22 protein-coding genes and 1 pseudogene are annotated in these 26,636 nt (G+C 69.2%); 15 read left to right on the forward strand and 8 right to left on the reverse strand.

Annotated features, from left to right (window positions below):
- Positions 1–7 precede the first annotated feature (7 nt).
- The 3 genes and pseudogenes from CHC08_RS33260 to CHC08_RS53020 form a co-directional block, all read left to right on the forward strand.
- Positions 8–1,609 (forward strand): alkaline phosphatase D family protein, encoded by a 1,602-nt coding sequence (locus CHC08_RS33260; protein WP_089211344.1) that lies wholly within the window; start codon positions 8–10, stop codon positions 1,607–1,609.
- A gap of 14 nt (positions 1,610–1,623) precedes the next feature.
- Positions 1,624–2,829 (forward strand): discoidin domain-containing protein, encoded by a 1,206-nt coding sequence (locus tag CHC08_RS33265; RefSeq protein WP_143653433.1) that lies wholly within the window; start codon positions 1,624–1,626, stop codon positions 2,827–2,829.
- A 506-nt stretch (positions 2,830–3,335) separates the two neighbouring features.
- Positions 3,336–4,706, forward strand: a pseudogene (locus CHC08_RS53020) (AfsR/SARP family transcriptional regulator); the annotation flags it as partial.
- A gap of 243 nt (positions 4,707–4,949) precedes the next feature.
- On the opposite strand, the gene CHC08_RS53025 reads toward CHC08_RS53020, so the two are convergent.
- A complete protein-coding gene (locus CHC08_RS53025) occupies positions 4,950–5,699 on the reverse strand; it encodes an alpha/beta fold hydrolase (RefSeq protein ID WP_245878711.1) in 750 nt (249 codons plus the stop codon).
- On the opposite strand from CHC08_RS53025, the gene CHC08_RS49915 reads away from it, so the two are divergent.
- Positions 5,685–5,822 carry a hypothetical protein gene (locus CHC08_RS49915; protein ID WP_179282348.1) on the forward strand — a complete coding sequence of 46 codons (138 nt, stop codon included), beginning with the start codon at positions 5,685–5,687 and terminating at the stop codon, positions 5,820–5,822. The two genes, CHC08_RS53025 and CHC08_RS49915, sit on opposite strands and share 15 nt — an antisense overlap.
- Positions 5,823–6,169: 347 nt before the next feature.
- On the opposite strand, the gene CHC08_RS33275 is transcribed toward CHC08_RS49915, so the two are convergent.
- Entirely contained in the window at positions 6,170–7,066 is an 897-nt protein-coding gene (locus CHC08_RS33275; RefSeq protein WP_179282349.1) for a hypothetical protein, read from the reverse strand.
- Between the two features lie 521 nt (positions 7,067–7,587).
- On the opposite strand from CHC08_RS33275, the gene dhbC reads away from it, so the two are divergent.
- Positions 7,588–8,760 carry an isochorismate synthase DhbC gene (gene dhbC, locus CHC08_RS33280; protein ID WP_089211347.1) on the forward strand — a complete coding sequence of 391 codons (1,173 nt, stop codon included), beginning with the start codon at positions 7,588–7,590 and terminating at the stop codon, positions 8,758–8,760.
- A 402-nt stretch (positions 8,761–9,162) separates the two neighbouring features.
- Here the strand turns inward: dhbC and CHC08_RS33285 are convergent, their stop codons facing one another.
- A complete protein-coding gene (locus CHC08_RS33285; protein WP_089211348.1) occupies positions 9,163–9,735 on the reverse strand; it encodes a helix-turn-helix domain-containing protein in 573 nt (190 codons plus the stop codon).
- A 47-nt stretch (positions 9,736–9,782) separates the two neighbouring features.
- Here CHC08_RS33285 and CHC08_RS33290 point away from each other — a divergent pair, with 47 nt between their 5' ends.
- The gene (locus tag CHC08_RS33290) at positions 9,783–10,610 is read left to right on the forward strand and encodes a class I SAM-dependent methyltransferase (RefSeq protein WP_089211349.1); all 828 of its coding nucleotides are present in this window, start codon (positions 9,783–9,785) and stop codon (positions 10,608–10,610) included.
- A 66-nt stretch (positions 10,611–10,676) separates the two neighbouring features.
- Here CHC08_RS33290 and CHC08_RS33295 read toward each other — a convergent pair whose 3' ends face one another.
- Both CHC08_RS33295 and CHC08_RS33300 read right to left on the reverse strand, forming a co-directional pair.
- Positions 10,677–13,091 carry a DUF3604 domain-containing protein gene (locus CHC08_RS33295; protein WP_218825611.1) on the reverse strand — a complete coding sequence of 805 codons (2,415 nt, stop codon included), beginning with the start codon at positions 13,089–13,091 and terminating at the stop codon, positions 10,677–10,679.
- A complete protein-coding gene (locus CHC08_RS33300; RefSeq protein WP_179282350.1) occupies positions 13,088–14,122 on the reverse strand; it encodes an ABC transporter substrate-binding protein in 1,035 nt (344 codons plus the stop codon). Before CHC08_RS33300 ends, CHC08_RS33295 begins: the two co-directional genes overlap by 4 nt.
- A 135-nt stretch (positions 14,123–14,257) precedes the next feature.
- Between CHC08_RS33300 and CHC08_RS33305 the strand changes: the two genes are divergently transcribed.
- The 3 genes from CHC08_RS33305 to CHC08_RS33315 all read left to right on the forward strand — a co-directional run bounded on the left by CHC08_RS33305 (position 14,258) and on the right by CHC08_RS33315 (position 15,968).
- Positions 14,258–15,154 carry a LysR family transcriptional regulator gene (locus CHC08_RS33305; protein ID WP_143653434.1) on the forward strand — a complete coding sequence of 299 codons (897 nt, stop codon included), beginning with the start codon at positions 14,258–14,260 and terminating at the stop codon, positions 15,152–15,154.
- A 170-nt stretch (positions 15,155–15,324) separates the two neighbouring features.
- The gene (locus CHC08_RS33310; protein WP_245878710.1) at positions 15,325–15,639 is read left to right on the forward strand and encodes a type II toxin-antitoxin system RelE/ParE family toxin; all 315 of its coding nucleotides are present in this window, start codon (positions 15,325–15,327) and stop codon (positions 15,637–15,639) included.
- Between the two features lie 29 nt (positions 15,640–15,668).
- Complete coding sequence (locus CHC08_RS33315; RefSeq protein ID WP_089211368.1) at positions 15,669–15,968, forward strand: helix-turn-helix domain-containing protein; 300 nt, start codon at positions 15,669–15,671, stop codon at positions 15,966–15,968.
- A 22-nt stretch (positions 15,969–15,990) separates the two neighbouring features.
- Here CHC08_RS33315 and CHC08_RS33320 read toward each other — a convergent pair whose 3' ends face one another.
- Positions 15,991–16,479 (reverse strand): hypothetical protein, encoded by a 489-nt coding sequence (locus CHC08_RS33320; protein WP_089211352.1) that lies wholly within the window; start codon positions 16,477–16,479, stop codon positions 15,991–15,993.
- A 144-nt stretch (positions 16,480–16,623) separates the two neighbouring features.
- Here CHC08_RS33320 and CHC08_RS33325 point away from each other — a divergent pair, with 144 nt between their 5' ends.
- Positions 16,624–17,583: a DUF2332 domain-containing protein gene (locus CHC08_RS33325; protein WP_089211353.1), complete on the forward strand. Its 960-nt coding sequence runs from the start codon at positions 16,624–16,626 to the stop codon at positions 17,581–17,583.
- A gap of 215 nt (positions 17,584–17,798) precedes the next feature.
- Here the strand turns inward: CHC08_RS33325 and CHC08_RS33330 are convergent, their stop codons facing one another.
- Together CHC08_RS33330 and lysA are read right to left on the reverse strand one after the other, a co-directional pair.
- Positions 17,799–18,248, reverse strand: coding sequence for a hypothetical protein (locus tag CHC08_RS33330; protein WP_089211354.1), 450 nt, complete (start codon positions 18,246–18,248; stop codon positions 17,799–17,801).
- Between the two features lie 498 nt (positions 18,249–18,746).
- Positions 18,747–20,060 (reverse strand): diaminopimelate decarboxylase, encoded by a 1,314-nt coding sequence (gene lysA, locus CHC08_RS33335; RefSeq protein WP_089211355.1) that lies wholly within the window; start codon positions 20,058–20,060, stop codon positions 18,747–18,749.
- A gap of 625 nt (positions 20,061–20,685) precedes the next feature.
- On the opposite strand from lysA, the gene CHC08_RS33340 reads away from it, so the two are divergent.
- The 5 genes from CHC08_RS33340 (at position 20,686) to CHC08_RS33360 (ending at position 26,279) form a co-directional block, all read left to right on the forward strand.
- The gene (locus tag CHC08_RS33340) at positions 20,686–20,967 is read left to right on the forward strand and encodes an SAV_915 family protein (protein ID WP_218825612.1); all 282 of its coding nucleotides are present in this window, start codon (positions 20,686–20,688) and stop codon (positions 20,965–20,967) included.
- A 548-nt stretch (positions 20,968–21,515) separates the two neighbouring features.
- Complete coding sequence (locus tag CHC08_RS33345) at positions 21,516–21,605, forward strand: potassium-transporting ATPase subunit F (protein WP_089211357.1); 90 nt, start codon at positions 21,516–21,518, stop codon at positions 21,603–21,605.
- A complete protein-coding gene (gene kdpA, locus CHC08_RS33350) occupies positions 21,605–23,266 on the forward strand; it encodes a potassium-transporting ATPase subunit KdpA (RefSeq protein WP_089211358.1) in 1,662 nt (553 codons plus the stop codon). The genes CHC08_RS33345 and kdpA overlap by 1 nt, the downstream gene beginning before the upstream one ends.
- A complete protein-coding gene (gene kdpB / locus CHC08_RS33355) occupies positions 23,266–25,407 on the forward strand; it encodes a potassium-transporting ATPase subunit KdpB (protein WP_089211359.1) in 2,142 nt (713 codons plus the stop codon). The genes kdpA and kdpB overlap by 1 nt, the downstream gene beginning before the upstream one ends.
- Positions 25,407–26,279: a potassium-transporting ATPase subunit C gene (locus CHC08_RS33360; protein WP_089211360.1), complete on the forward strand. Its 873-nt coding sequence runs from the start codon at positions 25,407–25,409 to the stop codon at positions 26,277–26,279. Before kdpB ends, CHC08_RS33360 begins: the two co-directional genes overlap by 1 nt.
- The last annotated feature ends 357 nt before the right edge of the window (positions 26,280–26,636 follow it).

Here is a 26,636-nt window from a genome sequence, read left to right on the forward strand (position 1 = left end):
GAGAACCATGAACGACGATCGGCGGCTCGCTCGCATTCTCAGCGATCCCTCCCGCCGCGCCTTCCTCAGCCTTACCGGCGCCGCGATGGCACTGGCCTTCACTACCAACCTCGCCGACCCCTGGACCGCACGATCCAGCGGCGGGGACGGCTACCCCTTCCAGCTCGGCGTCGCCTCGGGCGACCCGCTGCCCGGCAGCGTGATCCTCTGGACCCGGCTCGCCGTGCGGCCGCTCGAACCCCTGGGCGGCATGCCGTACGGGCGGATCAAGGTCGACTGGGAGATCGCCGAGGACCCGGCGTTCGCCCGGCGGGCCAAGCACGGCAGCACGTGGGCCGCTCCCGAGTACGGCCACTCGGTCCACGTGAACGTGCGGGGGCTCAGGCCGTGCCGGGAATACTTCTACCGCTTCCGTACCTGCGGCGAGATCAGCCCGATCGGCAGGACCAAGACCGCACCGGCGGTCCGCAGCAGTCCCGAGCGTCTCCTGATGGCGTTCGCCTCGTGCGCCTCGTGGCCGGACGGGTTCTACACCGCCTACCGCCACCTCGCGAACGAGAACGCCGACGTGATCCTCCACCTGGGGGACTACATCTACGAGTACGGGATCGCCGCGAGCGGCGGAATGCGGAACACCCCGGTGCCCGACCAGCTCCGGGTGCAGTGCGACACCCTCGACCGCTACCGGATCCAGTACGGCCTCTACAAGAGCGACCCCGACCTGCAGGCCGCCCACCAGTCCGCCCCGTGGATCGTCACCTGGGACGACCACGAGGTGCTCGACAACTGGGCCGGATTCGCGGGCCCCGGCGGGGAGGTCACACCCGAGGACTTCCTCGTCATCCGGGCGAACGGCTTCCGGGCCTACTGGGAGAACCTGCCGATGCGGCTGCCGCGGCCCGTGGACGGTCCGGACGCCCGGATCTACCGCCGCTTCACGTTCGGCGACCTCGCGGAGCTCAACGTCCTCGACACCCGGCAGTACCGCGACGACCAGGCGTGCGGCGACGGCCCGCGCCACGACTGCGCGGAGAGGCTCGACCCCGCCCGCACGATGCTGGGCACCGAGCAGGAGAAGTGGCTGCTCGATGGTCTCGGCACCACGAGCGCCCGATGGAACGTCCTCGCCCAGCAGATCGCCATGTGCCAGCTCGACGACGACCCCGCACCCGCCCAGAGACTCAGCATGGACATGTGGGACGGCTACCGGGCCGCCAAGGAACGAGTGATCAACGGCATAGTCGAGCGGCGGGTGAGCAACCCGGTGGTGCTCACCGGCGACTTCCACAACAACGTCGCCGGGGAGCTCAAGGCGAACTTCGACGATCCGGCCTCGCCGACCGTCGGCGTCGAGTTCATCGGCACCTCGATCAGCAGCGGCGGCAACGGCAGCGCCGCGATCGGCCTGCCCGCCGGCGGCTCCGACCCGGTCAACCCGCACATCAGGTTCTCCAGCTACCAGCGCGGCTACGTCGCCTGCGACATCACGAGGGCCCGGTGGCAGGCCGACTTCAAGGTGGTCCCCTACGTCGACAGGGTCGGCGCCCCGGTGTCGACCAGGGGCAGCCTCGTGGCACTGAACGGTATCCCCGGCCTGCAGGTTCTCTGAAGGGAGCAACGAACATGCGCCGTCCACGTATCACCGCCGCGCTCGCCGTCGCCGCCGCGGCCGTCCTCGCCGCCGACGCCGCCGTGGCGCCCGGGCTCCCGGCACCCGGATCCGTCGCCGCCGCGACGCTCGGATCGGGTGCGTCCGGATCGGGGACGTCGGGATCGGGTGCGTCCGAATCGAGGGCATCGGGATCGGGTGCGTCCAGGTCGGGGACGTCGGGATCGGGTGCGTCCGAATTGAGGGCATCGGGAACGGGAACGTTCGGGTCGGGGACATCGGGAACGGGGACGCCCGGATCGGGGACGTCCGGATCGGGAGAGCCCGGACCGGAGACGTCCGGGCCGTGGGCATCCGGCCGCGGGCTCGCCGTACAGTCGTCGAAGCTCGTGATCGGCGCCCCCGCGCAGGACCCCGGCATCCGGGTCAGGCGCGGAATCTCGAAGGGGACGGGCAGGCTGACCCCGATCTCCAGGGCCGGTCGGCTGATCGCACCGCTCGGCGTCGACGCGGCCTGCCCGGCCAAGCTGGAGATCGGCATGCGCAGCGACGCGAGGGAACCCCTCTACGCGGACATGTTCGTCGAGATCGACCGGCCGCTCGTCGCCTCGCGCCCCATGCTGTCGAGCTATCTGCCGCCAGGCTACGAACTCGGCGCGAAGCTGCTGGTCGGCGTCCCACCGGTGACCCCCGTGGGTGAGTACAGCCTGCGCCTGAGGGCGGGGAAGGAGGAGCTGACCGTACCGGTCTCCGTCGTCGACGTCGGCGAGCTGGACAATGGAGGCAACCTGGCGCTCTACCGGCCGGTCACGGCGTCGTCGCAGCACACCGGCGCCAACTACCCGCTGTGCAGCGTCGTCGACGGCGACCGCGACTCCAGCGGCTGGGCGGGTGGCAACGGCTGGAACGACGCCACCTCCCGGGTCTGGCCGGACACGCTCGACATCGCGCTCGGCGGGCCCCGGCAGGTCTCCCGGGTCGACCTGTACACCCTGGACACCGAGCGGTACCCGGCGGCCTGGCTGGGGCTGCGCGACTGGGACGTGCAGGTCAGGGAGGACGGCCGGTGGCGTACGGTCGCCCAGGTCCGCGGCAACACCGCCGGGACGGTCAGGTCGGACTTCGCCCCCGTCACCGCCGACGCCGTCCGCATCTCCACGCTGGCCTCGAACGGCCCCGACAACTACAGCCGGATCATCGAGGTCGAGGCCTACTCCTAGACCTGCGTCACGCTTCTGGGCCCGTGTCAGACCTGTGTCAAAGCTCCCAGGACTGGGTCAACGTCCGTCGTGGTGGCCGATCCGGGGTGATCTTCGGATGGCGTGTCGGCAGCCGGCGCAAGCCGGGGTCGAAGGGCGGCGGGCCCTGAGGCCTTCGACCCATATTCGCCCACGCGACCTTGATCGATTTTCTCGCGACGGAGGGCGACATCCGTCCCCGAAACAACCCGGTTAAGGTCTGGATACATCCCATTAACCCGAATCGGGTTATATGTTCCGAAGCTCCCCTCGAAAGTCGTCCCACGGAAACATGGCGGCCGCCGGTGCGCCCAAGTCGGGCGCACCGGCGACTGCTCAGGACGGACCCCCTGCAAGATTTCTACGGTCTTCTTACAAGGGTGAAGCGGCATTATGGTCGTGCCGACCATCGGATGTCCCGAAGGCGGCATTCATAACGACAGTGGAGAACTCCGATAAGCATGTCCGACTTCTCCTCGACCCACAGCATGGTCGATCTTCGCATTCCTGACATCGACGGAAGCCCTGGGCCACAGAGGAGCGGGAGCCGATCGGGGGCAGGGCTCCGGTTCACGCTGCTCGGCCCGGTGCGTGCGTGGCTCGACGGCGCCGAGCTGAACCTGGGCTCGCCGCAGCAGCGCGCGACGCTCGCGATCCTGCTGCTGCACGAGGGCACGCAGGTGACGCTGGAGGAGCTCATCGACACGATCTGGGGCGACGACCCGCCGCGTTCCGCGGTCAGCACCCTGCGCACGTACATCTCCCGGCTGCGCCGCGTGCTCCATCCGGTCGCGATCCACCCGACGCGGGGCGGTTACACGCTGCGGATAGGGCCGGGTGAGCTGGACCTGACGCTTTTCCGGGAGCGGGTCGCGCGGGCGCGGGCGGCTCGCCACAACGGCGAACCCGCCACCGCCGCGGTGCTGCTGCGGGACGCGCTGGCGCTCTGGGAGGGCCGGCCGCTCGCCGGCGTCCCCGGCGCGTACGCGGACGTCCGGCGCATGCGGCTGGTCGAGCTCAGGCTGGACGCCACCGAGGAACGGCTCGCCATCGACCTGGAGCTGGGCCGGGACGTCGAGGCGATCACGGAGCTGTCCGCCATGGTCGCCGAGCACCCGTTGCGTGAGCGGGCGCGAGAGCTGCTGATGCTGGCCCTGTACAGGTCGGGACGGCAGGCCGACGCGCTCGCCATGTTCCGGCAGGGCCGGCGCCTGCTGGTCGGGGAGCTCGGCATCGACCCCGGGCCGGGTCTGCAGCAAATGCACCGGCGCATTCTCGACGCGGACCCGCTGTTGCTCGGTCCGTCAGGGCACCGGCCCCCGCCACCCCGGTGGACACCCGCCCAGCTGCCGCCCGACCTTCCCGACTTCAGCGGGAGAGCCGTCGTGCTGCAAGAGCTGAGCGACGCTCTGACCAGGCCGGACGAGGTGCCCGTCGTGGGCGTCATCGGGCTGGGCGGGGTCGGCAAGACCGCTCTGGCGATCCACGCCGCCCATGCCGTACGGCAGGCGTTCCCCGACGGCCAGGTCTACGCCGACCTCGAGGCGATGGGCGAGCCGGCCAATCCGTCCACCGTGCTCGCGGCCTTCCTGCGCGCCTACGGGGTCCTCAAGGAGGAGATGCCCGACACGTTGTACGAGCGGGCGACCCTGTGGCGCACGATCCTCGCGGGGCGCCGCGTTCTCATCGTCCTGGACAACGTGCGCGACAGTGCCCAGATCCGCGAGTCGCTGCCGGCCACACCCGGATGCGCCGTCGTCATCACCGGCCGGCAGGCGATGCTGGACCTTCCCGGCGTGCGCTGGCACACGCTCGGCCCCTTTTCGCCGGACGAGGCGCTGGCGCTGTTCGAACGTGTCGCCGGTGCCGACCGGGTGCGGGCCGAGCCGCAGGCCGCCCGGAGACTGGTCGCCGCGTGCTTCTTCATGCCGCTGCCGATACGGCTGGCCGGTGCCCTGCTGACGACCCGGCCCGGCTGGACCGTGGCGGCGGCCGAACGTCACCTGCGTGACGAGATGCGCCGGCTGACCGGCAGGCACACGGACTGCCCGGCGGCCGAGGCGCCGCTCCCCCTCGGGTACAGGCAGTCGGACGAGAGAAGGTCAGGAAGGCAGCCCGGCCATCCAGCCGAGCACCAGTGCGTTGAATGTCGACGGTCTCTCCTGCTGCAGCCAGTGACCGGTGTCCCAGACCACCGCCAGGCTGTACGGGTGGACGCTCGCCACCGACTCGTCCCAGCCGACGTCGATGCCCTTGATGTTCAGGACCGTCTGCGTGGAGACGGTCAGGACGGGGCAGGCGCGGCGGCGCAGATATTTCTCACCGGCCGGGCGCCGGGTCACGTCGCCCGAGGCCTCGAACATGCCGATGAACACCTTGGCGACGACCTCCGGGGACATGCCGAGCGTCCGGCGACGGTGCCAGGTCGGCAGCCACTCGGTCGCCGGAAGGGGTTCCGTGCTCTCCACGCTCGACAGGAGCGCGGTGGCGACGGCGATCGGGTCCGGGCCGCGGAACGCGTCGGCGGCTCCCGCGGCGAATTCCTCGTCGAAGCCGTAGCCCGGATCCAGCGCGACGACGGCACGGACGAGGTCGGGCCGCTCGACCGCGAGCACCGAGGCGACGGTGCCGCCCAGCGAGTGGCCCACCGCGATGACCGGCCCCGCGCCGATCCGGTCGAGCAGCAGCGCCAGGTCCTCGGCAAAGATTTTCGGCGTGTGATCTCCCGGGATCTCGGAGGACCGGCCGTGGCTGCGGAGGTCCGGAGCGATCACCCGGTGATCGGCGGCGAAGGGGTCGATCTGCCAGGACCAGTCGTGTGAGTCGCAGGTCGCGCCGTGCAGGAGAAGCACGGCCTGATCGCCCGCACCATCGTCGGTATAGAACAGACGATGGTCGCCGATATTGATATAGGTCATGGTTGCCCCCCGATTTTCGGGTATCTCGGCCCCGATTTTCAGGTGTATCGGCATTGAATGAGGATATGCGCCGGTGCGATGCGTCCGATTCCCCGGAACGCTGTTCGCTGTCTCACGCCTCCGCGAATGTCATGGACGAGAATTCGCCGTGTACGAGAAATCCATGAAAGGCGTGAGTGGTGCGAGAGGCGGCGAGAAAAGGCCAGAATTCGCAATGCTGGATTACTTCCCGGACAGCATGACCACCCGGTCGTCCGGCGCGAGCGCGAGCGGGGCCGACTTGTCAGAATTGAGCGTAACACCGTGCCGTGGAGGCCTGCCGGAGCGCCCGGCCGGCGGTCGAGGCCGTCTCGCCCTGGCCGGCGGGAGGCTTCGACCACCGGCGGCGGCCGGAAGCACGGTCATCACCCGGTTGTGGCCGGCTGCTCCTCGGCGGTCTCGTCCTCGGCGAGATCGCCGCACTTGAAGCCCGGCTCCCGCTCGGGGTCGAGCTGGATGGACCCGAGGTTGGTGGTCTCCATCGGACGCCGGAAGGTCTCGAGCTTGTCGCAGTCGTAGAAGATGTAGGTGCCGTCGCTCTCCCCGAGCAGCATCATCCATCGGCCGTCGTAGAGCGGCTTGTCGTTCTCGGCGTTCTTGATGATGCTCCACTGGTCCTGGAAGCCGACGTAGCTGAGGAACTCGTTGGCCTGCCCGGTCTCCTGCACCTCGACCGCTCCGAAGACCATCTGGATGATCAGCACGAAACCCAGGCCGAGGCCAGTGAGGGCGCCGACGACGACCTTCATCCCCGCGCGGCCGACGGGCCTGCCGCGCAGCAGCCGGAACGGCACCAGAAACGTCAGCACGCCCAGCCCGACGGCGCCGACGACCATGGGGACGAGGTCCTGGACATCGCCGTACAGGTAGAACAGAGCCCAGTAGGCCGCGCCGCACCACAGCGCGCTGATCAGGGCGACGATCCAGGGCCGCTCCCGGAGGACTCCCATGAGCCTGCCGGCCGCACCGCGGGTCAGCTTGTTGATCAGCCAGCTCGCCCCGACGACGAGGCCGAGGGCGGGGATGGCGACCATGAGGGCGAGGACCAGCGTTCCCATCAGCCGGCCGAGCAGGACGGACTGATCGATTCCCGCCTGCTGCGGGGTGATGCCGAATACCGAATACATGCCTTCGACGCCGAGGTAGAGCACGGCGTAAAGCGCGACACCGATCGGAACGACGACGGAGCCGATGCGTTCGATCAATGCCAGGACGCCACTGTCGTGGCCTCCCTGCTCCTGCGGGGTGTCATCCGATGACACGGGCGGAGCGTGATTCTCTGACCCGGAGGGAGTGTAATTCGGTAGCACGGGGGGAATATCACTCGGTTGGGTCGACGTATGTTGACTTGTCACGATGTGCGATCGTAAACCATGCCCGTCGACACGAGATTGACGAAACATAAACGTGCCGGGTCCGCTCGCCGTCGTGCCGGAGGTCCGGGACCGGCCTCCTCCGAAGGTCGCGGTCGCCCGAGGACTCCGGGCGGAGGACCTGAATTTCCGAAGAACGCTCCGGGGTGTCCGTCGCGAGGACGGGCCCGGCCGAGAGCGACGGAGTGGCCGCAGGGATCATGCCGGCCCTCGGGTGGCCCGCCCCGGAACTGCGCAAGGTGACAATGCGCTTTTGCTGCAAAACCTAAAGTGATGGCACTAACCTGCCTAGCGGCAAGGGCTGACGAGGGAAACGATTCCGGATTCCCCGATCCTTTCCGATCCCCGATCCTCGCCGGATCCCTCGATCAGCCCCTCCGGATTTCCTCTCCCCCGACAGGAGCTCAACCATGTCCTCCCATAACACGCTCACGCTTACCCGCACGCCCGACCTCCTGAGAGAGTATGAACCCGGCACCTTCTTCTTCACGTCACCGACCCGGACCCTGCTCGCCAGGGGAGTTCATCTTGAGGTGCCGGACTCGGGGGCGAAGAGCCTGCACGGTCGCGTTTCCTCCGCATTGCGGGACGCCGAGGAGTCCGGCCATCCCCATCCCGTCGCGGTGGGCGCGATCCCCTTCCGCGAAGACCGTCCCGCGCGCCTGCTGGTGCCCGCCGCGGTCTGCTGGACGAGCCCCCGGACCGGGGCGTCCTCCGTTCCCGAACAGGTGACCAGGGCGTCCACCAAACTTGGAGCGGTCCCGGACTCCGGCGACTACGTGCGCGGGGTGGAGATGGCGCTGGCCAAGCTGACCACGGGAGAGCTGAAAAAGATCGTGCTGGCCCGCGCCCTGGACATCACCATGGGCGCTCCGATCGACGTCCGCCAGGTCCTGCGGAACCTGGTCCGCCGCGACCCGCAGGCGTACGGCTACGCGGTGAACCTGCCCTCCGTCACCGGCACGGCCCGCACGCTGCTGGGAGCCAGCCCCGAGCTGCTCTTCTCCCGCTCCGGCCGGCGGATCACGACGAACCCGCTGGCCGGGTCCGCGCCGCGCCACCCGGATCCCGTCGTCGACCAGACCCTGGCGCGAGACCTGCTCTCCTCGGACAAGGATCTTCGCGAGCACGCCCTGGTGGTCGAGAACATCGTGGAGGCCCTGCGTCCGTACTGCCGGGACCTGTCCGTCCCCGCGGGGCCGTCGCTGCTGTCCACCGCCTCCATGTGGCACTTGTCGACCCGGATCACCGGCGTGCTCGACGACCCGGAGATCACGTCGCTGGAGATGGCCACCATGCTGCATCCCACACCGGCGGTCTGCGGCACGCCCGCCGGCGCGGCGCGAGAGGCCATCGCGGAGATCGAGCCGTTCGACCGCGGCCTCTACGCGGGCCTGGTCGGATGGTGCGACGCGGCCGGCGACGGCGAGTGGGTCGTGACCATCCGCTGCGCGGAGGTCGCCGACCAGACCCTGAGGCTGTTCGCCGGAGCGGGGATCGTCGCCGGTTCGGTGCCGGAGGCGGAGCTCGCCGAGACCACCGCCAAGTTCCAGACCATGCTCCGCGCCGTCGGCCTGGACTAAGGTCGCTCCATCCTCGTTGGAGCGCTCCACCCTCCCCGGAGGCCTCCCCGCAATCTCCTGCGCCCCCTCGCGGGGCGTCGGCATCGCCGACGACCGCGCGACCGTATGTCCCGTGAAGACCTCACACTGAACCTCCCCTCCGGAACGCAGCCCCCCGCACGCGGGGACGGGCACAGCCGCCCCTCGTTCTTCGCCTCTGTGACGGCCGTGAACCCCGCCGGATCTCGTAGAGGGCGTATCCGTGCCGGGAACCCGCCAGGATCGTGGGGGCGAGGAGTTCACACGGCGGCGTCACAACCCGGCCGGCCCATGGTCGAGAGGCAGGCCCTGCGCGGCCAGAAGCGCGCAGGGCCTGTGGGTTGCCGTGCGGACCACCCGTCAGATCACCCGGGTCATCGCCGGCTAGGGGCGAAGGTGGGTGCGCTGCCCGTCGTGGTCGAGGATGCACAGGATTTCCGCCGGACCGCCGTGGGCCCTTATGGCGTGGGGGATCATGGTGGAGAACTCCGCCGCCTGGCCGGTCTCGACCAGGATGGTCCGCTCTCCCAGCAGCAGCGCAACGGTTCCCGACAGGACGGTGAGCCAGTCCCTGCCGGGATGAACTCCCAGCTCATCGGCGCCGTTCCCGAGCACCGGGCCGGTGATGCGCATCTTGGCCACGGTCACGCCGTGCGGCCCGGGCTCCCGGCTCAGCAGCCAGACGGTCGTCCCCCGCACCTCGTCGCGCTGCGGCCTGATGACCACGTCTCCGTCATCGGCGGACTCCACCAGCTGGTCGAGCGAGGTTCCCAGGGCCCGGGCGAGCGAGATCAGCTGGTCGAGGCTGATCCGCCGGTGGCCCGTCTCGATACGGCTCAGGGTGGAAGGGCTCATGTAACAGCGTTCGGCCAGGTCATCGAGCGACCAGCCGCGGGCCGTGCGCAGCCCCCTGATGCGCAGGCGGACAATGCTGTCCACACCACCTTCTTGCTTCATACGCAAGATGGTATGCCCTGCGCGCAAAGCGGTATTACGGTCGCAGCATGAAGAACCAGCACCATTCGACGGCCGGAGCCGGCGATATCGCCATGGCCGAGCTCCTGGACCTCGACGCCGAGGTACTGCACACGTATCTGTCCGACGTGACCGCCTGGCTCGAAGAGCTGGCCGGCGATCGGCCCCCGCGCCGGATCCTCGACCTGGGCAGCGGGACCGGTACCGGCACCTTCGCCCTGCTCAAGCGCTTCGAGCGAGCCGACGCGACCACCCTGGACATCTCCCCCCACATGCTGCGTCTTCTCGGCGACAGAGCCCGCGGTCTCGGCATGGCCGACCGGGTCCGCGCCGTCCAGGTGGACCTGGACGCGGCATGGCCGGCTCTCGACACCGTCGACCTGGTGTGGGCGGCCTCGTCCCTGCACCACATGGCGGACCCCGACCACGTCCTGACCGAGGCCTTCGCCGCACTCCGCCCCGGCGGGCTCCTGGTCGTGGTCGAGATGGACTTCTTCCCGCGATTCCTGCCCGACGACGTCGGCCTCGGCCACCCCGGACTCGAAGCGCGCTGCCACGCCGCCCTGATCGCGGGACAGAGCGACGACTGGGGCCCGCACCTGTCCAGGGCCGGCTTCACCATCGAGGCCGAGCGGCCCTTCGCCATCGATCTGCGGCCCCCGTTCCCCGCCTCCATCGGCCGCTACGCTCAGGTGTCCCTGCAGCGCGTCCGGTCCAACCTCGACGGCCGGATGAGCGCCGACGACCTGGCCACGCTCGACACCCTCATCAACGGCGACGGGCCCGAAGGCGTTCTGCGGCGCGACGACCTCACCGTCCGCACCACCAGGACCGTATGGGTGGCCAGGCGGCCGTAGGACGACCGGCGCCGACGGGAGTGGCAGGACGCGGCCGGCTCCGTCCAGGACGGGGGCGCGGGAGGCCTAGCCGGCGGTGAAGAACAGCGGGCTGGTCCATACCTCGTGGCCGTCCGCCTGGACCGCGTGCACGTACAGGGCGCTGTCCTCTCCCCGAGGCGGACGGACCGAGAGCTCTCCGGTGAGGGTCGACGGGAGCCGGGCGGCGTCGGCGATCCGCTCGACCGTGACGTGAAGCCCGGCGCCTCCCAGCTCGCGACGGACCGGGCCCTCGGCGAGGTCGGCCAGGGGCACGCCGAACCGTTCGGTGCGGGCGTCCTCGGTGACGGTGGCCTCGATGACGATCTCCGCGTCGCCGGCGGGATCCAGGCGGAGCACCACACCCGTGTCGTTCCCGTACGTCGCGTTCGACCAGCCGATCCGCCCGCCGTCCACCGTGATCGTCTGCTCCTGGTGCATGGTCGCCCAGGGACGGGCGTCGAGAAGGCCGGCTCCGGCAAGCTGGATGTTCCCGGTCCAGGACGCCCAGCGGTAACGGTCGCGGTGCCGGGCGCCGCCCCAGCGGACCCTGACGAGGTCCGGTGCGTGACCCGTCTCGGCGTTCAGATCGCGGTGCAGCACCGGTCCATGCGTGTCGTAGACCGTCACGCGGTCCCAGGGCGCGTCGCCGTACAGGGCGTAGGAGACGACGAGCTCCTCGTCCGTGGCGGGGTGTTCCTCGCCCATCCACCGGTCTCCGGCCCGCAACAGGGCGACGGCCCGCGCGCCCGTCGTCGCCCAGGTACGGCGTGCCCGCAGGGTTGCCCCGACCGAGGCGCGGGTCAGGTCGGGGGCCAGGACGCCGGTCAGCCCGCCCCGGCCGCCGAAGATGTTGGCGCCCGGCGCCCCGCTGCCGGGGCGTCCCCGATGCTCGTCGCTGTTGGCGCTGACGCCGAGCCGCAGCCCGCGGCTCATGGCGTCGCGCAGGAACCACGGGCTGGTGCCCCACGCCGAGTGCACCTCGATGAGCCGTTCCAGCTCGGGATGGTGCCAGTCGAGGATGGCGCGCCGGCCGCCGACGTGCGGCATCAGCAGGTAGTCGTCCGGATTGGCGGCGTACGCCTCGTACAACTCGGTGATCGGCCAGTGCTCGGGGGCCGGAGAGCGCGTGGTCATCGCGTCATGCCACTCCAGGGACCTGGCCAGCGTGGTGTCCTCACCCAGGTAGATGACGTTGTGGTCGCCGCCCACCCCGGAGTTGCCACACCACTCGACGCCGGGCAGGCACACGAACCGGCCGTCCTCGCTGACCTCCCGGCACAGCGCCACGACGTCCTGCCACGCCTTCTCGGTGATCTGGAAGTCGTTGGCCGTGTAGCCGAGCACGTCCAGGCCGCCGATCCAGCGGCCGTAGGCGAAGTTGTAGGCGCTGTCCTGGGTGCCCACGGTGTCGTCGGAGTGCACGTGCAGGTCGGCGAAGTAGGCGCGCTCGCCGGGCAGCTCCGCCACCGTGTCCACGGTGCAGCCGGCCGTCAGCTCCCGCCCGTCGGGCAGGCCCGCGGAGACGCGCACGTCGTGCGATCCGGCGGCCTGCGGGGGAAGGTCGATGGTGGCCGTGGCCCAGCCTTCGGCGGCGAAGGCGTGAGGCGGGGAGACCCACCCGTCGCTGACGGCTTCGAGCCGCGCGGGGGTGCCGGAGGCCACGTTGCCCCAGGCGTCCTCGAGGTGGGCCCGCAGCGGCGCGGTCGCACCCGCGCGGACCAGGCGCGGTCCCGCCACGACGAGCCGTTCCGCTCCTCCGGCGACGATGTCGACGCTGACGTCGCCCACGTGTCCCATGCGTGAGGTGCCCAGGGCGTCCGCGTACATCCGGAACCTGAAGGCGTCCTCCACGAAGGTCTGCACCCGGGTGCCCGGGCCGCCGTGCCGCCGGTCGCCCAGCCGGATGACGATCTCGTCACCCGGCCGTACGAAACCGTCCTCAAGATGGATGAGGAGAGCCTTCTGGAAGGGCCGCTCACCTCCCTTGACGTCGTACGCGGTCCGTAGCCGGCGCACGGTGGCGAGGCTGTCGGCCGACGCGCCGCCGAGGTCGCCGCGGTGCGTCAGCTCCGCCGTGGCGTAGTCGCGGCCGTCGGGCCGGACGGTCTGCAGGTCCCAGTCGGAGTAGTACTTGAAGCACAGCTTCAGCCATCCGCTGTCGGCGATGCCCGAACCGCCCACGGTGTAGCGCAGCACCAGCTCGGTGACGTCTCCCGCGGTCAGCTCGGTGGTCTCGGTGGTCAGCTCGCCGAGAAACGGCAGCGCCCGTACGGCTTCGGTGGTCTCGCGGCTGACGGCGGCGTCGGTGCAGTCGTGGTAGCGGTGCTCGGTCTGCGGACGCGGTGTGATCTCGGGCCTGTTCAACGGTGTGGTCTCCGGCCTGTTCAACGGTGTGACCTGGGGCCTGCTCGGCGGTGCGGTCTCCGGCCCGTTCGGCGGTGCGACCCGGGGCGGGTTCATTCGGCGATCTTCTCCTTGCCCTCGGCCTGCAACGCCGTATTCAGGGGGCCCAGGTCGGCGAGGCCGCTCAGGTCGCCGCCGGTCAGTACGCCGACGTCCGTCCCGCGGCGCCCGTACTCCTTGATCGTGGGCAGCAGGGGATCGACGGTGAAGGTCATGTCGGCCCAGGCCGCCCGCAGGTCCTCGTCCTTGAGCCCGCTGCCGTTGATCTTGGCGATGGCGGCGTTGGCCCTCTGGCTCGCCTGCGCGGGGTCGGCGTTGACCTGGTCGGTCTCCTTGATCAGACCGCGGAGCAGGGCGACGATCGTCTCCGGGTGCTTCTTGAGGAAGTCCGCCCGTACGAGGAGGTTGGTGGTGGTGAACCGGCCGTCGGGCCACAGGGAGCGTTCGTTCACAAGCACGTGCGCGCCCCGGCTCACCAGGATGGCGGCGTACGGCTGGGGCACCCAGGCGCCGTCGATCGCACCGCTCGCATAGGCGGCCGCTATCTGGGAGTTGTCCTGGGGGGTGACGTGCACGTCGCCGTCACCGGAGGTGCTGGTGCGCAGCCCGTGCTGCTTGAGCCAGTAACGGAGCTGGATGTCGGGCGCACCGCCCAGCGCCGGATCCGCGATCGATGTGCCCTTGAGGTCCGCGGCCGAGGTGATGCCGGCCCTGACCACGAGCTGTGCCCCGCCCGAGGTCGCACCCGAAATGATCTTTACGTCACCCTTGGTCTTGTAGAAGGCGTTGACCGCCGGGGTGGGGCCCACGAAGACCGCGTCGACCGCGTCGGACATGATCGCGGTGATCGCCGGGGGGCCGGAGACGAAGAGCGAGGGTTCGAGTTTCGTGTCCGAGCCGAGGGCGCGCTGGAACGTCCCGTCCTCGACCCCCAGGATCGCCGTGGCGTGGGTGAGGTTCGGAAAGTAGCCGAGCCGCAGTCGCACCGGGCCGGCGTCCGATGAGTTCGCCGAACAGCCGGTCATCGCGGCCGCGACGACGAGGGCGATCGCGGTGACGCGCAGGCGGGTCAGTGCGGGGCGAGGCATCTGTGCTCTCTCTCCTTGGCGCCGTGAGCAGCCGTTCATCATGGTATGTACTGATTCCCTACAGACTTACAGGGGAATATTCATGCGTCAAAGACATGAAAGAGCTAACAGTTATCACTGTGGTTGAATAGTCGGGTGGAGCTACGACAGCTGCGTTACTTTCGGGCGATCGCGCAGACGGGAAGCTTCAGCACCGCGGCGGCGGGGGAGTTCGTCGTGCAGTCCGCGCTGAGCCAGCAGATCCGCAAGCTGGAGGAAGAGCTGGGTGTCAAGCTGTTCGAGCGCACCACCCGCTCCGTCCGGCTCACCCGAGCCGGGTCCCAGCTGCTCCCCCTGGCCGAGCGCGTGCTCAACGACCTCGATCTTCTCGGCGCCGAGGCGGACGCCCTGCGCGGAGTCGTCCGGGGCAACGTCACCGTGGGCATGATGGAGTGCCCGCCCCTGACCCTGGACATGGCGACGCTGCTCAGCGACTTCCACACCCGGCACCCCGGGGTCGAGGTGGCGCTGCGCAGCGGTGGCAGCGACCACATGATCGAGGACGTCCGCCTGGCCAAGCTCGACCTGGCGATCCTCGGCCTGCCGCCGAAGCCGCTGCCCGGGCGACTGTGCGCGCGCACACTGCTGGTCGAGGATCTCGTGGGGCTTGTGCACGTGGACCACCCGCTGACCGGCTCGGTTCCGGCGTCGGAGCTCGCCGGTGAGCGGTTCATCGACTTTCCGCCGGGCTACGGGCTGCGCGAGCAGGTCGACCACGGCTTCGCCCAGGCGGGCGTGGCCCGCCGGGTCGTCTTCGAGGTCGTACGGGTCGAGGAGATGGTCAGGTTCGCCGCCCGCGGTCTGGGCATGACCGTGCTGCCCCGGTCGATCGCGCGATCCGCCTCCCGGCGTGCCCCGCGGTCGCGCGTGCTGGAGATCACCGGCGCGGACCTGCGCCGTACGGTGGCCCTCGTCCACCGGCAGGACGGGCCGGAGTCGCCGGCGGCACGCGCCTTCTTCGAACGTGCCGCGGACCTCCTGCCCGCCCCCTGACCCCGCCCGTCGACGATCTCGAAGCCGGCGCGAACATCCCGGTTTTTGTGTCTCCGCTCGCCGGAGCCATCTCGCCAAGGACGCAGGGCTGGTGCGAGAACCTGACCAATGGGATCTTCTGGATTCAGGGAGTACGGCACTTGCCTGCAATATAACGTCCGTGTTATGACTTGGGGAGAGGTGGAGTTGGAACCCGAGGTCGACGACTGGTTCGACAGCTCGATCAAGAGGATCAGGAGACGGCGTCGTTCTATGTTGATCTGCTGGCCGAGCGCGGTGTCCTCCTCGATGAGCCGTACACCAGGCAGCTCCGGGGCAAGCTGCGGGAACTCCTTTTCCATCTCGACCGAGAGTCGGTACGCATCAGCTACTGGATCGCACCGGGCAGGCGGATCGTCCTGCTGACAACGTTCCGTAAGCAGCGGATACGTGAGACCGCCGAGATCGAGCGGGCGTGGCGGGCCATGCAGCGATGCATCGCCTAAGCGCTCACGGTGGATGAGGAGTGATTGACATGGGAGAGCGCAGAGCTTGGGCCGACAAGCGAGACGAGATCATGAGCCGCCCGGGCGCCGGGGCTGCCTATGAGGCGGCCCGGGTCCGTTTCGAGTTGGGTGAAGCTGTACGGCTTCGCCGTGAGGAACTCGGGCTCACCCAAGCGGAGTTGGCCGACCGTTCGGGCCTCAAGCAACCGGCGGTGGCGCGATTCGAGGCAGGCGGAACGATGCCCACCATTCCCATGCTGGAGCGCCTCGCCGAAGCATTGGAAATGCGGCTCAGCGTTCAGTTGCAGCCACTTCGAGAAGCAAGCTGACAGTGCGTGCCGAAGCGGCGCCTTACCTGGAGACCGCGGTGGTGGCGGGGATGATCCGGTAGTCGCGCTGGAAGACCAGGTTGTGAAGGTCTGCGGCGGTGATGGCGCGCAGGGTGCACAGTTCGGCTGCCGCCTGCTCCTCGTTGAAGACGTTGAGCGGCCATTCGCCGACCGTGGCTCCCCGGAGGTGGGGGTGGTGGAAGCTGCTTCCGTAGAAGGCCCGGATGACGACCGGGCTGATCTCCGCCGCCCGCTGTTCCCGCCACGACAGGGCCCAGACGGCCTCGACTCCGCCGTCGGCCATCCGCTGGATGCCGCCGGAGGTCACCTCCCCGGTTTCGAGGAGCAGGGTGGAGTTGATCTCTTCCAGCGCCTGCCTGGCGTACGGGTCGAGCAGCGTGACGGCCGCCGCGAAGAGCCGCTCCTTGTCCTGCCGTGAGACGGTGTCGCCGTGGGTGCCGTCACGGAGATCGGCGAAGTGGCGCAGCAGTGCCGTGGTGTGGGCGTTCATGGTGTTTCCTCCCCAACTCATGGATGAACGGTCAAGGTGGGTGATGCCCGGAATATGGTGTTGACCCCTTCCGTGCGCACCATGACGTGAGATGCTCCATCGCCGATCGCGTGAGGCGATTCCGGCGATGAGAGGGGCGAGCGGGTGGACACGGCGGAGTTGTACCTGCGGTTCGCGGTGCGGGAGGTCCGGGAACACTCCCCGGCGTATGAGAACCTGGCGCGGGGCATCGCCGCCGACGCACGGCTACTGGCCTTGATCGACGATCTGCCGCCGATCAAGCGGCAGCCGAACCTGCTGCTGGCCTCGGTGCGGTTCCTCGGCGGGCCGGTCGCTGATTTCGCCCCGTTCCAATCATGGGTCGTACGCCACTGGGCGGAGGTGCGGGACACGATCCTCACGCGCAGGACGCAGACCAACGAGGTCGGGCGGTGCGCGAGCCTGCTGCCGATGCTCGCGGGCCTGGCGCAACCCCTGGCCCTCATCGAGGTGGGCGCCTCGGCGGGGCTGTGCCTGTACCCGGATCGCTACCGGTACCACTACGACGACCTGCCGGCCGTCGGGCCCGCGGACAGCCCCGTCGTGCTGGCCTGCCGTACGAACGGGAAGGTCCCGGTGCCCGAGCGGGTGCCAGAGGTGGTGTGGCGAGCCGGCCTCGACCTCAACCCGCTGGACGTGCGCGACGAGGAGGAGATGCGCTGGCTGGAATGCCTGGTCTGGCCCGGCCAGGACGAGCGGCTCCTGCGGCTCCGCGGCGCCGTCCGGGTGGTCCGGGAGGATCCGCCGCACCTGGTCAGGGGCGATCTCAACGAGACGCTCCCCGACCTGGTCGCGCTGGCGCCCAAGGAGGCCACGGTGGTCGTGTTCCACAGCGCGGTCCTGCCGTACCTGGAGCCGGAGGCACGGGACCGGTTCGTGTCGGCCGTACGGAGCCTGCCGGTGCGGTGGATCTCGAACGAGGGCTCGCCCCGGCTGCCCTCGATGCTCGCCCGGCTTGAGCACGGCCTCCCCGAGGATCGCCTGGCATTCCTCCCGGCGCTGGACGGGGAACCGGTCGCCATGGCCGGGCCGCACGGCGAATGGCTGAACTGGCTCGACGCCTGACCCGCCCCGACACCGGACCCCGCTCAGACGTCCCCGTTCGGCATGGCCGCGGGCGGCGAGCTTGCCCGGCTGCTGGGTGCGAGCATGACGCGGCTGCCGTCGGTTCTGGTGCCGCCGCCATCGCGGCGATGGTGTACGGCCTGCTGCCCCGCCTCACCGCGATCATCGCCTACGCCGCGCTCGGCCTGTGTCTCTGCCTCGAGTTCGCGGTGGAACTACTGCACGCTGGCCCGTCGATCCTGGAGATCTCGCCGTTCGCGCAGACGCCCGGGCTTCCGGTCGCCGAATTCACCGTGACGCCGCTGGTCCTGCTGGTCGCGATCGCCGCCGGTCTCACCGCCGCCGGGCCGACCGGGCTCCGCCGCCGCGACCTCGGATGAAACGCGGAGACGTCGCCCGGCGGCGGTCCGGCGCATCGTGGCGCACGCGCTCCCGCCCAGCGCGGCGACCACGAGCAGACCGAGGCGCAGCAGGTCGGACCTGGTGAAGCCGAGCTCTCCGGCGGTGTTGACCAGGAAACCCGTACTGAAGAGCCATGCCATGACGGCCGTCGCCAGCGAGACCGTGACCCGGATCCCGCAGGCGGCATAGCCGAACACGGCGAGCGCCATGATCAGTACGCGGGCGTTGGTCTCCGCCGGGGCGAAGGACAGCGAGGCGACCACGGTCGCGGCGATGACAACGAGGAAACCGCCCCCGAGCGAGAACCCGACCGGCTCGGACCGGGCCGTCGCTTGAGAAGGCCAAGCCCTCGCAACCGCCTCTCCGGGAGGCCGGGACGTCCCAGCCCTCCTCTCGGAAGGCCGAGCTCTCGTAACCGCTTCCCCGGGAGGCCGGGACGTCCCAGCCCTCCTCTCGGAAGGCCGAGCTCTCGTAACCGCTTCCCCGGATGGCCGGAGCGTTCCAGCCGTCCTCTCGGAAGCCGGGGTTGTCACGCCCGCTTTTTCGGGAGGCCAGACCATCACATCGGTCCCCGAGGAAGACGAGACCATCGCATCCCCTTCTCCGGGAGACCGGGCCATCACACCCGCTTCTCCGGGAGGCCGGGCTACACCCGCTTCTCCGGGAGAGCGGAACACCTCAACCGCTCCCCGGGCAGGCTGGAGCACCTCGATCGCTTCTTTGGAAGACCGGAACATCACAACCGCTCCCTACCCCGTCCCCTACAGGCCTACGTCACGGCGCATCAGGTCCTCGTCCACTTCCCGGCGGACGAGCAACCTCGCGCGGTTGTTGTGCACGGCGACGACGGGGGGCCGGCCCATGAGGTTGTAGGTCGAGGCCATCGAGTGGTGGTAGGCCCCGGTGGCAGCCAGCGCGACGAGGTCGCCCGGGCGAAGGTCGGCGGGGAGCTGGACGTCCTCCGCGATCATGTCGCCCGTCTCGCAGTGGTGGCCGACGATGGTGAACGAGCGCGGACCCTCGCGGGAGACGCGTCCGGCCAGACGGACGGCGTAGCGCGCGCCGTACAGGGCGGGGCGGGGGTTGTCGCTCATCCCGCCGTCGACGGCGACGAACGTCCGCGAGCCGCCGTGCTTGACCGCGACGACGCGGTAGAGCGTGGTCCCGGCGGTGCCGACGATCGCCCGGCCCGGCTCCACGATGAGCCGCGGCACCGGCAGGCCGAGTCCCGCGGCCCGCTCCGTGATCGCGGTGAGGACCGAATCCGCGAACCGTTCGGGGCTCAGCCCCTCCTTGCCCGGAAGGTAGGCGATGCCGTGCCCGCCACCCAGGTCGAGCTCGGGCAGGACCACGTGGTGAGTGTCGCGGATCCTGGCCAGCTCGGAGACCAGCGTTCTGGCCGCCAGCTCGTACGGCTCGACGCTGTCGATCTGCGAGCCCAGATGGCAGTGCAGGCCGACCAGCTGCAACCGGGGCTGGCGCAGGACCCGTGACACCGCCTCCCCCGCGGCTCCGCTCATGATGGACAGGCCGAACTTCTGGTCCTCGCCCGCCGTACGGATCTTGGGGTGGGCACCCGCCTCGATGTCGGGCGTCACCCGGACCAGCACCTTCTGACGCCGGTCGATCGGGACGAGCGCGGCGAGCCTGTTGATCTCGCCGATGTTGTCCACCACGATCCTGCCGACGCCCTCGTCCACTGCCTTCTGCAGCTCGGCCGGGGTTTTGGCGTTGCCGTGCATGATGATCCGCTGCGCGGGGAACCCGACGGATCTGGCCATCGCCAGCTCGCCTCCCGAGCAGACGTCGAGGCTCATTCCCTCGGCTCGCATCCAGCTGGCCATCGCGCGGGACAGGAACGCCTTGGCGGCGTAGGCGATCTCGGCATCCGGAAGCGCGGACTTGTAGGCGCGGCAGCGCAGCCGTACGTCCGTTTCGTCGATCACGTAGGTAGGGGTGCCGAACCGGCGGGCGATCTCGGCGAGGGGCACCCCGCCGATCGCGACATCTCCTGTGGCGGTGGTCCGCATGGTCGCCGACCAGGGGGCGCCGGTGGTTTCGATGAGTACGGTCATGTCAGCACCTTGATCAGAATGACTACCACGGACACCACGACGATCATGTAGATCGGGCCGAGGTAGTCGGGCCGGATGAAAGGCCGGGGAAGAGGGCGGCGGGTCACGCCGGCCTCACCGGTATCCGCGTGGAATCCGCCGGAGTCCGGAGGGGACGGAGGGCCAGGACTCCGCGTCCCGGGCGGATGGGGAGCGGCAACGGGGATCCGTCTCTGCGCGAGACGCCCATACGTTCCTCCTGCTTTCGCAGCCGGACGGGATGGCCGGCACAAAGGACGCTAAGCCGACAAAGACCAGAGAGAGCGGGTCCGGACGGGATCCTGACGCGCCCTCACTCAACCCTGACGACCCCTTGACGGGCGATTACCTTGCGTAAAGGCGAAAATTCAGACTGTCACGCCGGTGCCTTGGCGAGCTTGACGTCGCCGTGAGGGGCCGACTGAGGGGGACCCTTCGATTGCGTGGAGAATCTCGGCGATCACTTTCCGTAGTCGGGCGTCAAGAGGCTGTCAGGGTTGGGGGAGGGTGCGTCAGGAACCCATTCGGAACCACTCTTTCCGGTCGTCAACCGCCTTAACGTTCCTTTCGCCGGTCAATGGGCCGGCTGCGAAAGCAGGAGGAACACGTGGAAAGCTCGCGCATTAGCGATCCCCCATTACTGGTGCCCGTCCGTTCGGGGAGTGGAGCCCTGGGGCTTCGCCTCTTCCGGACTCCAGCGGGCGAGCGGACTGCGGTCGCGTTCACCTCACGAGACCAGCTGACCAAGGTATTGGGCGACGGCCAGGAATGGACGTGGCTCTGTGAGCGCGCGCTTCGGGGAATGATCGAAGATCTCGATGTCATCGGCATCGTGATCGATCCCGCGGGCGCCGTGGAGAGCGGAAACCGTCACCTGAGTGCGGCCTGACGCGCTGCGACGTGGGTCCCCGACCCCGTATTACGCGGCTGCGACGTGGGTCCCCGACCCCGTACGACGTGCTGCGATGTGGATCTCCGACCCCGTACGACCCGCTGTGGCGTGAGTCTCCGACTCTGTGCAACGCGCTGATATGTGGGTCCACAGCCCCGTGCGGAGAGAGGTTTCCGACTCCCGCGTGGGGATGGACGAAGGTCTTCGGGCCCCGTGGAGAGATTGTTTCCGAACCCCCGGTGTGGGGATGACGCGGGTATCCGAGCCCCCGTATGGGGATTGTCTCCGAGTCCCCGTGCGGGAAAGACCGTGACTTTCCGAACCCCGTGTAGTGACGGCGTCAAAGCTTGACGGTCCCGCGTATGGAACCCGTCAAGAAGCGCCTTGCAGGGAAAAAATCACGATTTGCTGGTTTCCGCGCCACCCATCCGGTGTGGCGACTATTTCCGGATTTTGAGGAGTGAGATGGCCGACCTCATCTTCGTCGTCCTGACGATCGCGATCTTCGTGATCTTCGGGTTCGTCGTGAAGGCGGTGGAGCGCCTGTGAGCGCCGTCAACGCCGCCGGCCTGGTGGTGGTCATCGGCTTGGTGATCTTCGTGATCGCGGCCCTGCTCTTCCCGGAGCGCTTCTGATGAGTTCTACCTTCGCGGGGGTCCTGTTCATCGGATCCCTCATCATCGTGCTGGGCCTGACCCATCGCCCCCTGGGCGACTACATGTACCGGGTCTACACCAGCGCCAAGCACAACGTCGTCGAGCGCTTCATCTATCGCCTGCTCGGCGTCCAGCCCGACTCCGAGCAGCGGTGGAGCGTCTACGCCCGCAGCGTGCTGGCGTTCTCGCTGATCTCCGTTCTCTTCCTGTACGGCCTGCAGCGCCTGCAGGACAAGCTCTTCCTGTCCCTGGGCATGGCGCCGGTCACCGACCACACCGCGTGGAACACCGCGATCAGCTTCGTGACCAACACCAACTGGCAGTCATACTCCGGTGAGTCCACGATGGGCCACCTGGTGCAGATGTCCGGCCTGGCGGTGCAGAACTTCGTGTCGGCCGCGGTCGGCATGGCCATCGCCATCGCGCTGGTCCGCGGGTTCGCCCGGAGCAAGACCGAGGGGCTCGGAAACTTCTGGGTCGACCTGGTCCGGGGTTCGATCCGCATCCTGCTCCCGATCGCCTTCGTCGGCGCCATCGTGCTGGTCGCCGGCGGCCTGATCCAGAACTTCGCCGGGGCGCACGAGCTGACGACCCTCACGGGCAGCCCGCAGGCGATCACCGGTGGCCCGGTGGCCAGCCAGGAGGTCATCAAGGAGCTCGGCAACAACGGCGGCGGCTTCTACAACACCAACTCCGCGCACCCGTTCGAGAACGCCACAACGTGGACCAACTGGTTCCAGATCTTCCTGATCTTCCTCATCCCGTTCGCCCTGCCACGCACCTTCGGCAGGATGGTCGGCCAGGTCAAGCAGGGCTACGCGATCCTCGCCGTCATGGTCACCCTGGCCGTCGTGAGCGTCGTGCTGCTCAACGTCTTCGAGCTCGCCGGCAACGCCACCGTGCCCCAGGCCGTCGGCGCCGCGATGGAGGGCAAGGACGTGCGGTTCGGAGTGTCGAACTCCGCCACCTTCGCCGCCGCGACCACGCTCACGTCCACCGGCGCGGTCAACTCCTTCCACGACTCGTTCACCCCGCTCGGCGGCATGATGACGATGTTCAACATGATGCTGGGCGAGGTCGCGCCGGGCGGCGCGGGCGCGGGCCTGTACGGCATGCTCGTGCTCGCCGTGATCACCGTCTTCATCGCGGGCCTGATGGTCGGCCGCACGCCGGAATACCTCGGCAAGAAGATCGGCGCCCGTGAGATGAAGCTCGCGTCGATGTACTTCCTGGTCACGCCGACCCTGGTGCTGCTCGGCACCGCTCTCGCCATGGGTTCGCCGGTGCAACGGGCGAGCATGCTGAACAGCGGGCCACACGGCCTGTCCGAGGTGCTCTACGCCTTCACCAGTGCGTCCAACAACAACGGTTCGGCGTTCGGCGGTATCACCGTCAACACCACCTGGTGGGACGTCGCGACCGGTCTGGCCATGGTGTTCGGCCGGTTCCTGCCCATCATCTTCGTCCTGGCCCTGGCCGGATCGCTGGTCAAACAGGCGCCGGTCCCGGCGTCGGCGGGCACGCTGCCCACGCACCGGCCACAGTTCGTCGGCATGGTCGTCGGCGTGACGATCATCGTCGTCGCCCTGACCTTCCTCCCCGCCCTCGCGCTGGGCCCGCTCGCAGAAGGAATCCACTGATGTCCACCCCAGTGCTCGAAGCGCCGGGTCGTACCCCCGCCACGGAGAAGAAGATCGGTGGCGGACTGCTCGACCCCAAACAGCTCGTCAGATCACTGCCGGACGCCTTCAAGAAGCTGAACCCGGCGACGCTGTGGCACAACCCGGTCATGCTGATCGTCGAGGCCGGCGCGCTGTTCACCACCGTCCTCGCGATCGTCGACCCGTCGTTCTTCGCCTGGGCCACAGTCATCTGGCTGTGGCTGACGGTCGTTTTCGCGAACCTGGCCGAGGCCGTGGCCGAGGGCCGCGGCAAGGCCCAGGCCGCCACGTTGCGTGCCGCCAAGCGCGACACCAACGCCCGCCGTCTGAAGGGCTGGAAGCCCGGCGCCGACGCCTCCCAGTGGGACACCGTGGGCGCGCCGGAGCTCAGGCAGGGCGACTTCGTGGTCGTGGAGGCCGGGGAGATCATCCCCGGTGACGGCGACGTGGTCGAGGGCATCGCGTCGGTGGACGAATCTGCCATCACCGGCGAGTCCGCCCCGGTCATCCGCGAGTCCGGCGGTGACCGGTCAGCGGTCACCGGCGGCACCAAGGTCCTGTCGGACCAGATCGTCGTCCAGATCACCCAGAAGCCGGGCGAGAGCTTCATCGACCGGATGATCGCCCTGGTCGAGGGCGCCAACCGGCAGAAGACGCCCAACGAGATCGCGCTCAACATCCTGCTGGCCGCGCTGACGATCATCTTCCTGATCACCACCGCCACCATGCAGCCGCTGGCGATCTTCTCCAAGGCGAACAACCCCGGCATCCCGGACTCGCTCGCCCTGACCGGCGACGGCGTGACCGGCATCGTGCTGGTCTCGCTACTGGTCTGCCTCATCCCGACGACCATCGGCGCGCTGCTCAGCGCGATCGGCATCGCCGGCATGGACCGCCTCGTACAGCGCAACGTGCTGGCGATGAGCGGCCGCGCCGTGGAGGCGGCGGGCGACGTGAGCACGCTGCTGCTGGACAAGACCGGCACCATCACCCTGGGCAACCGGCAGGCGTCGGAGTTCGTGCCCGTACAGGGCGTCACCGCCGAGCAACTGGCGACCACCGCACAGCTGGCCAGCCTCGCCGACGAGACGCCCGAGGGCCGCTCGATCGTGGTCTACGCCAAGCAGGCGTACGGCCTGCGCGAGCGGGAGCCGGGTGAGCTGGCCCACGCCGAGTGGGTCAACTTCACCGCCCAGACCAGGATGTCGGGCGTCAACCTCGACGGCCGTCAGGTCCGCAAGGGCGCGGCCACCGCGGTCATGCGCTGGGTCCGCGAGAACGGCGGGCACCCGACCGACGATGTCGGCGCCACGGTGGACGCGATCTCCGGATCCGGCGGTACCCCGCTGGTGGTCGGTGAGATCGCCGACGGCACGGCGCGCGTACTCGGGGTCATCCACCTCAAGGACGTCGTCAAGCAGGGTATGCGCGAGCGGTTCGACGAGATGCGCAGGATGGGCATCCGGACCGTCATGATCACCGGTGACAACCCGCTGACCGCCAGGGCCATCGCGGACGAGGCGGGCGTGGACGACTTCCTCGCCGAGGCCACGCCCGAGGACAAGCTCGCACTGATCAAGAAGGAGCAGGAGGGCGGCCGGCTGGTCGCCATGACCGGTGACGGCACCAACGACGCGCCCGCGCTCGCGCAGGCCGACGTCGGCGTGGCGATGAACACCGGCACGTCGGCCGCCAAGGAGGCCGGCAACATGGTCGACCTCGACTCCAACCCGACCAAGCTCATCGAGATCGTGGAGATCGGCAAGCAGCTCCTGATCACCCGGGGGGCGCTGACGACCTTCTCGATCGCCAACGACATCGCCAAGTACTTCGCGATCATTCCCGCGATGTTCGCCGCGGTCTACCCGGGCCTGGACGCGCTGAACATCATGCGTCTGGCCAGCCCGCAGTCGGCGATCCTGTCGGCGGTCATCTTCAACGCCCTGGTAATCATCGCGTTGATCCCGCTGGCGCTCAGGGGCGTCCGGTACCGGCCGTCCAGCGCGTCGAAACTGCTCAGCCGCAACCTGTACGTCTACGGTCTGGGCGGCATCATCGTGCCGTTCGTCGGCATCAAAATCATTGACCTTCTCATCCAGTTCCTTCCGGGGATGTCCTAATGGAACGCCTGCCCAGCTGGGTTCGCCAGCACCTCGCCGCGCTCCGCGCGCTGATCGTCCTGACCCTGATCCTCGGCGCGGCCTACCCGCTCCTGGTCACCGGGGTCGCTCAGGCCGTGTTCAACGGCAATGCCAACGGCTCGATCATCGACAAGGGCGGCAAACCGGTCGGCAGCGCGCTGATCGGTCAGAAATTCACCGATGCCGACGGCAACCCGGTGGCGAAGTACTTCCAGAGCCGCCCGTCCGCGGCCGGTGACGGCTACGACCCGACCTCCACCAGCGCCAGCAACCTCGGCCCCGAGGACATCTTGGACACCCTTCCGGTGCCGGGTGCCAAGGACGACGAGGGCAACCCGGACGAGGGAAAGCAGTCGCTGCTCACCCAGGTCTGCGCTCGCTCCAAAGCGATCGGCGAGCTGGACGGCGTCAGCGGGGCCAGGCCGTACTGCACGCCGGACGGCGTGGGCGCGGTGCTGAAGGTCTTCCCGGCCGTCGGCACGGTCACCCGCGCGGTCAGCGTCAACCAGGCCTGTCCCGCCGCGCCGTTCATCGCCACCTACCAGGGCGTGAAGGTTGAGTGCGGCAAGCCCGGCGAGGACTACGCGGCCGGCCGTACCGTCGCCGTCCGCGGTGACGCCAAGGCCGTGGTGCCCGCCGACGCGGTCACCGCCAGCGGCTCCGGCCTCGACCCGGACATCTCGCAGGCCTACGCCGAACTCCAGGCACCTCGCGTCGCCAAGGAGCGCGGAATGCCCCTGGAGAAGGTCAAGCAGCTGATCACGGAGAACACCACCGGTCGCTTCCTGGGCTTCATGGGCGACCCGGCCGTCAACGTCCTGGAGCTCAACCTGGCCCTCGACAGAGGATGACCGCGGTGCGGAATGCGAGGTACGAGCGGTTCGCGCCGCGCCTCCGGAGCGGAGCGACCAGGTGGACGCTGTGGAACGCGAGGTACGAGCGGTTCGCGCCGCGCCTCCGGAGCGGAGCGACCAGGTGGACGCTGTGGAACGCGAGGTACGAGCGGTTCGCGCCGCGACCCCGGAGTGACCGGTTGAAAACCGCAGAACGTGAGGTACAGGCGGTTCGCGCCGGGGTTTCAGAGCGGGACGACCGGTTGAACACGGGGTTCGCACGGTGGCTTCAGAGCGGAGTGGCCAGGTGAGCACCGCGCGTGGGCGGCTGCGGATCTATCTGGGGGCGGCCCCCGGTGTCGGCAAGACCTTCGC

The sequence above is a fragment of the Streptosporangium subroseum genome (assembly GCF_900188345.1).
In the GTDB taxonomy this organism is placed as follows: domain Bacteria; phylum Actinomycetota; class Actinomycetes; order Streptosporangiales; family Streptosporangiaceae; genus Streptosporangium; species Streptosporangium subroseum.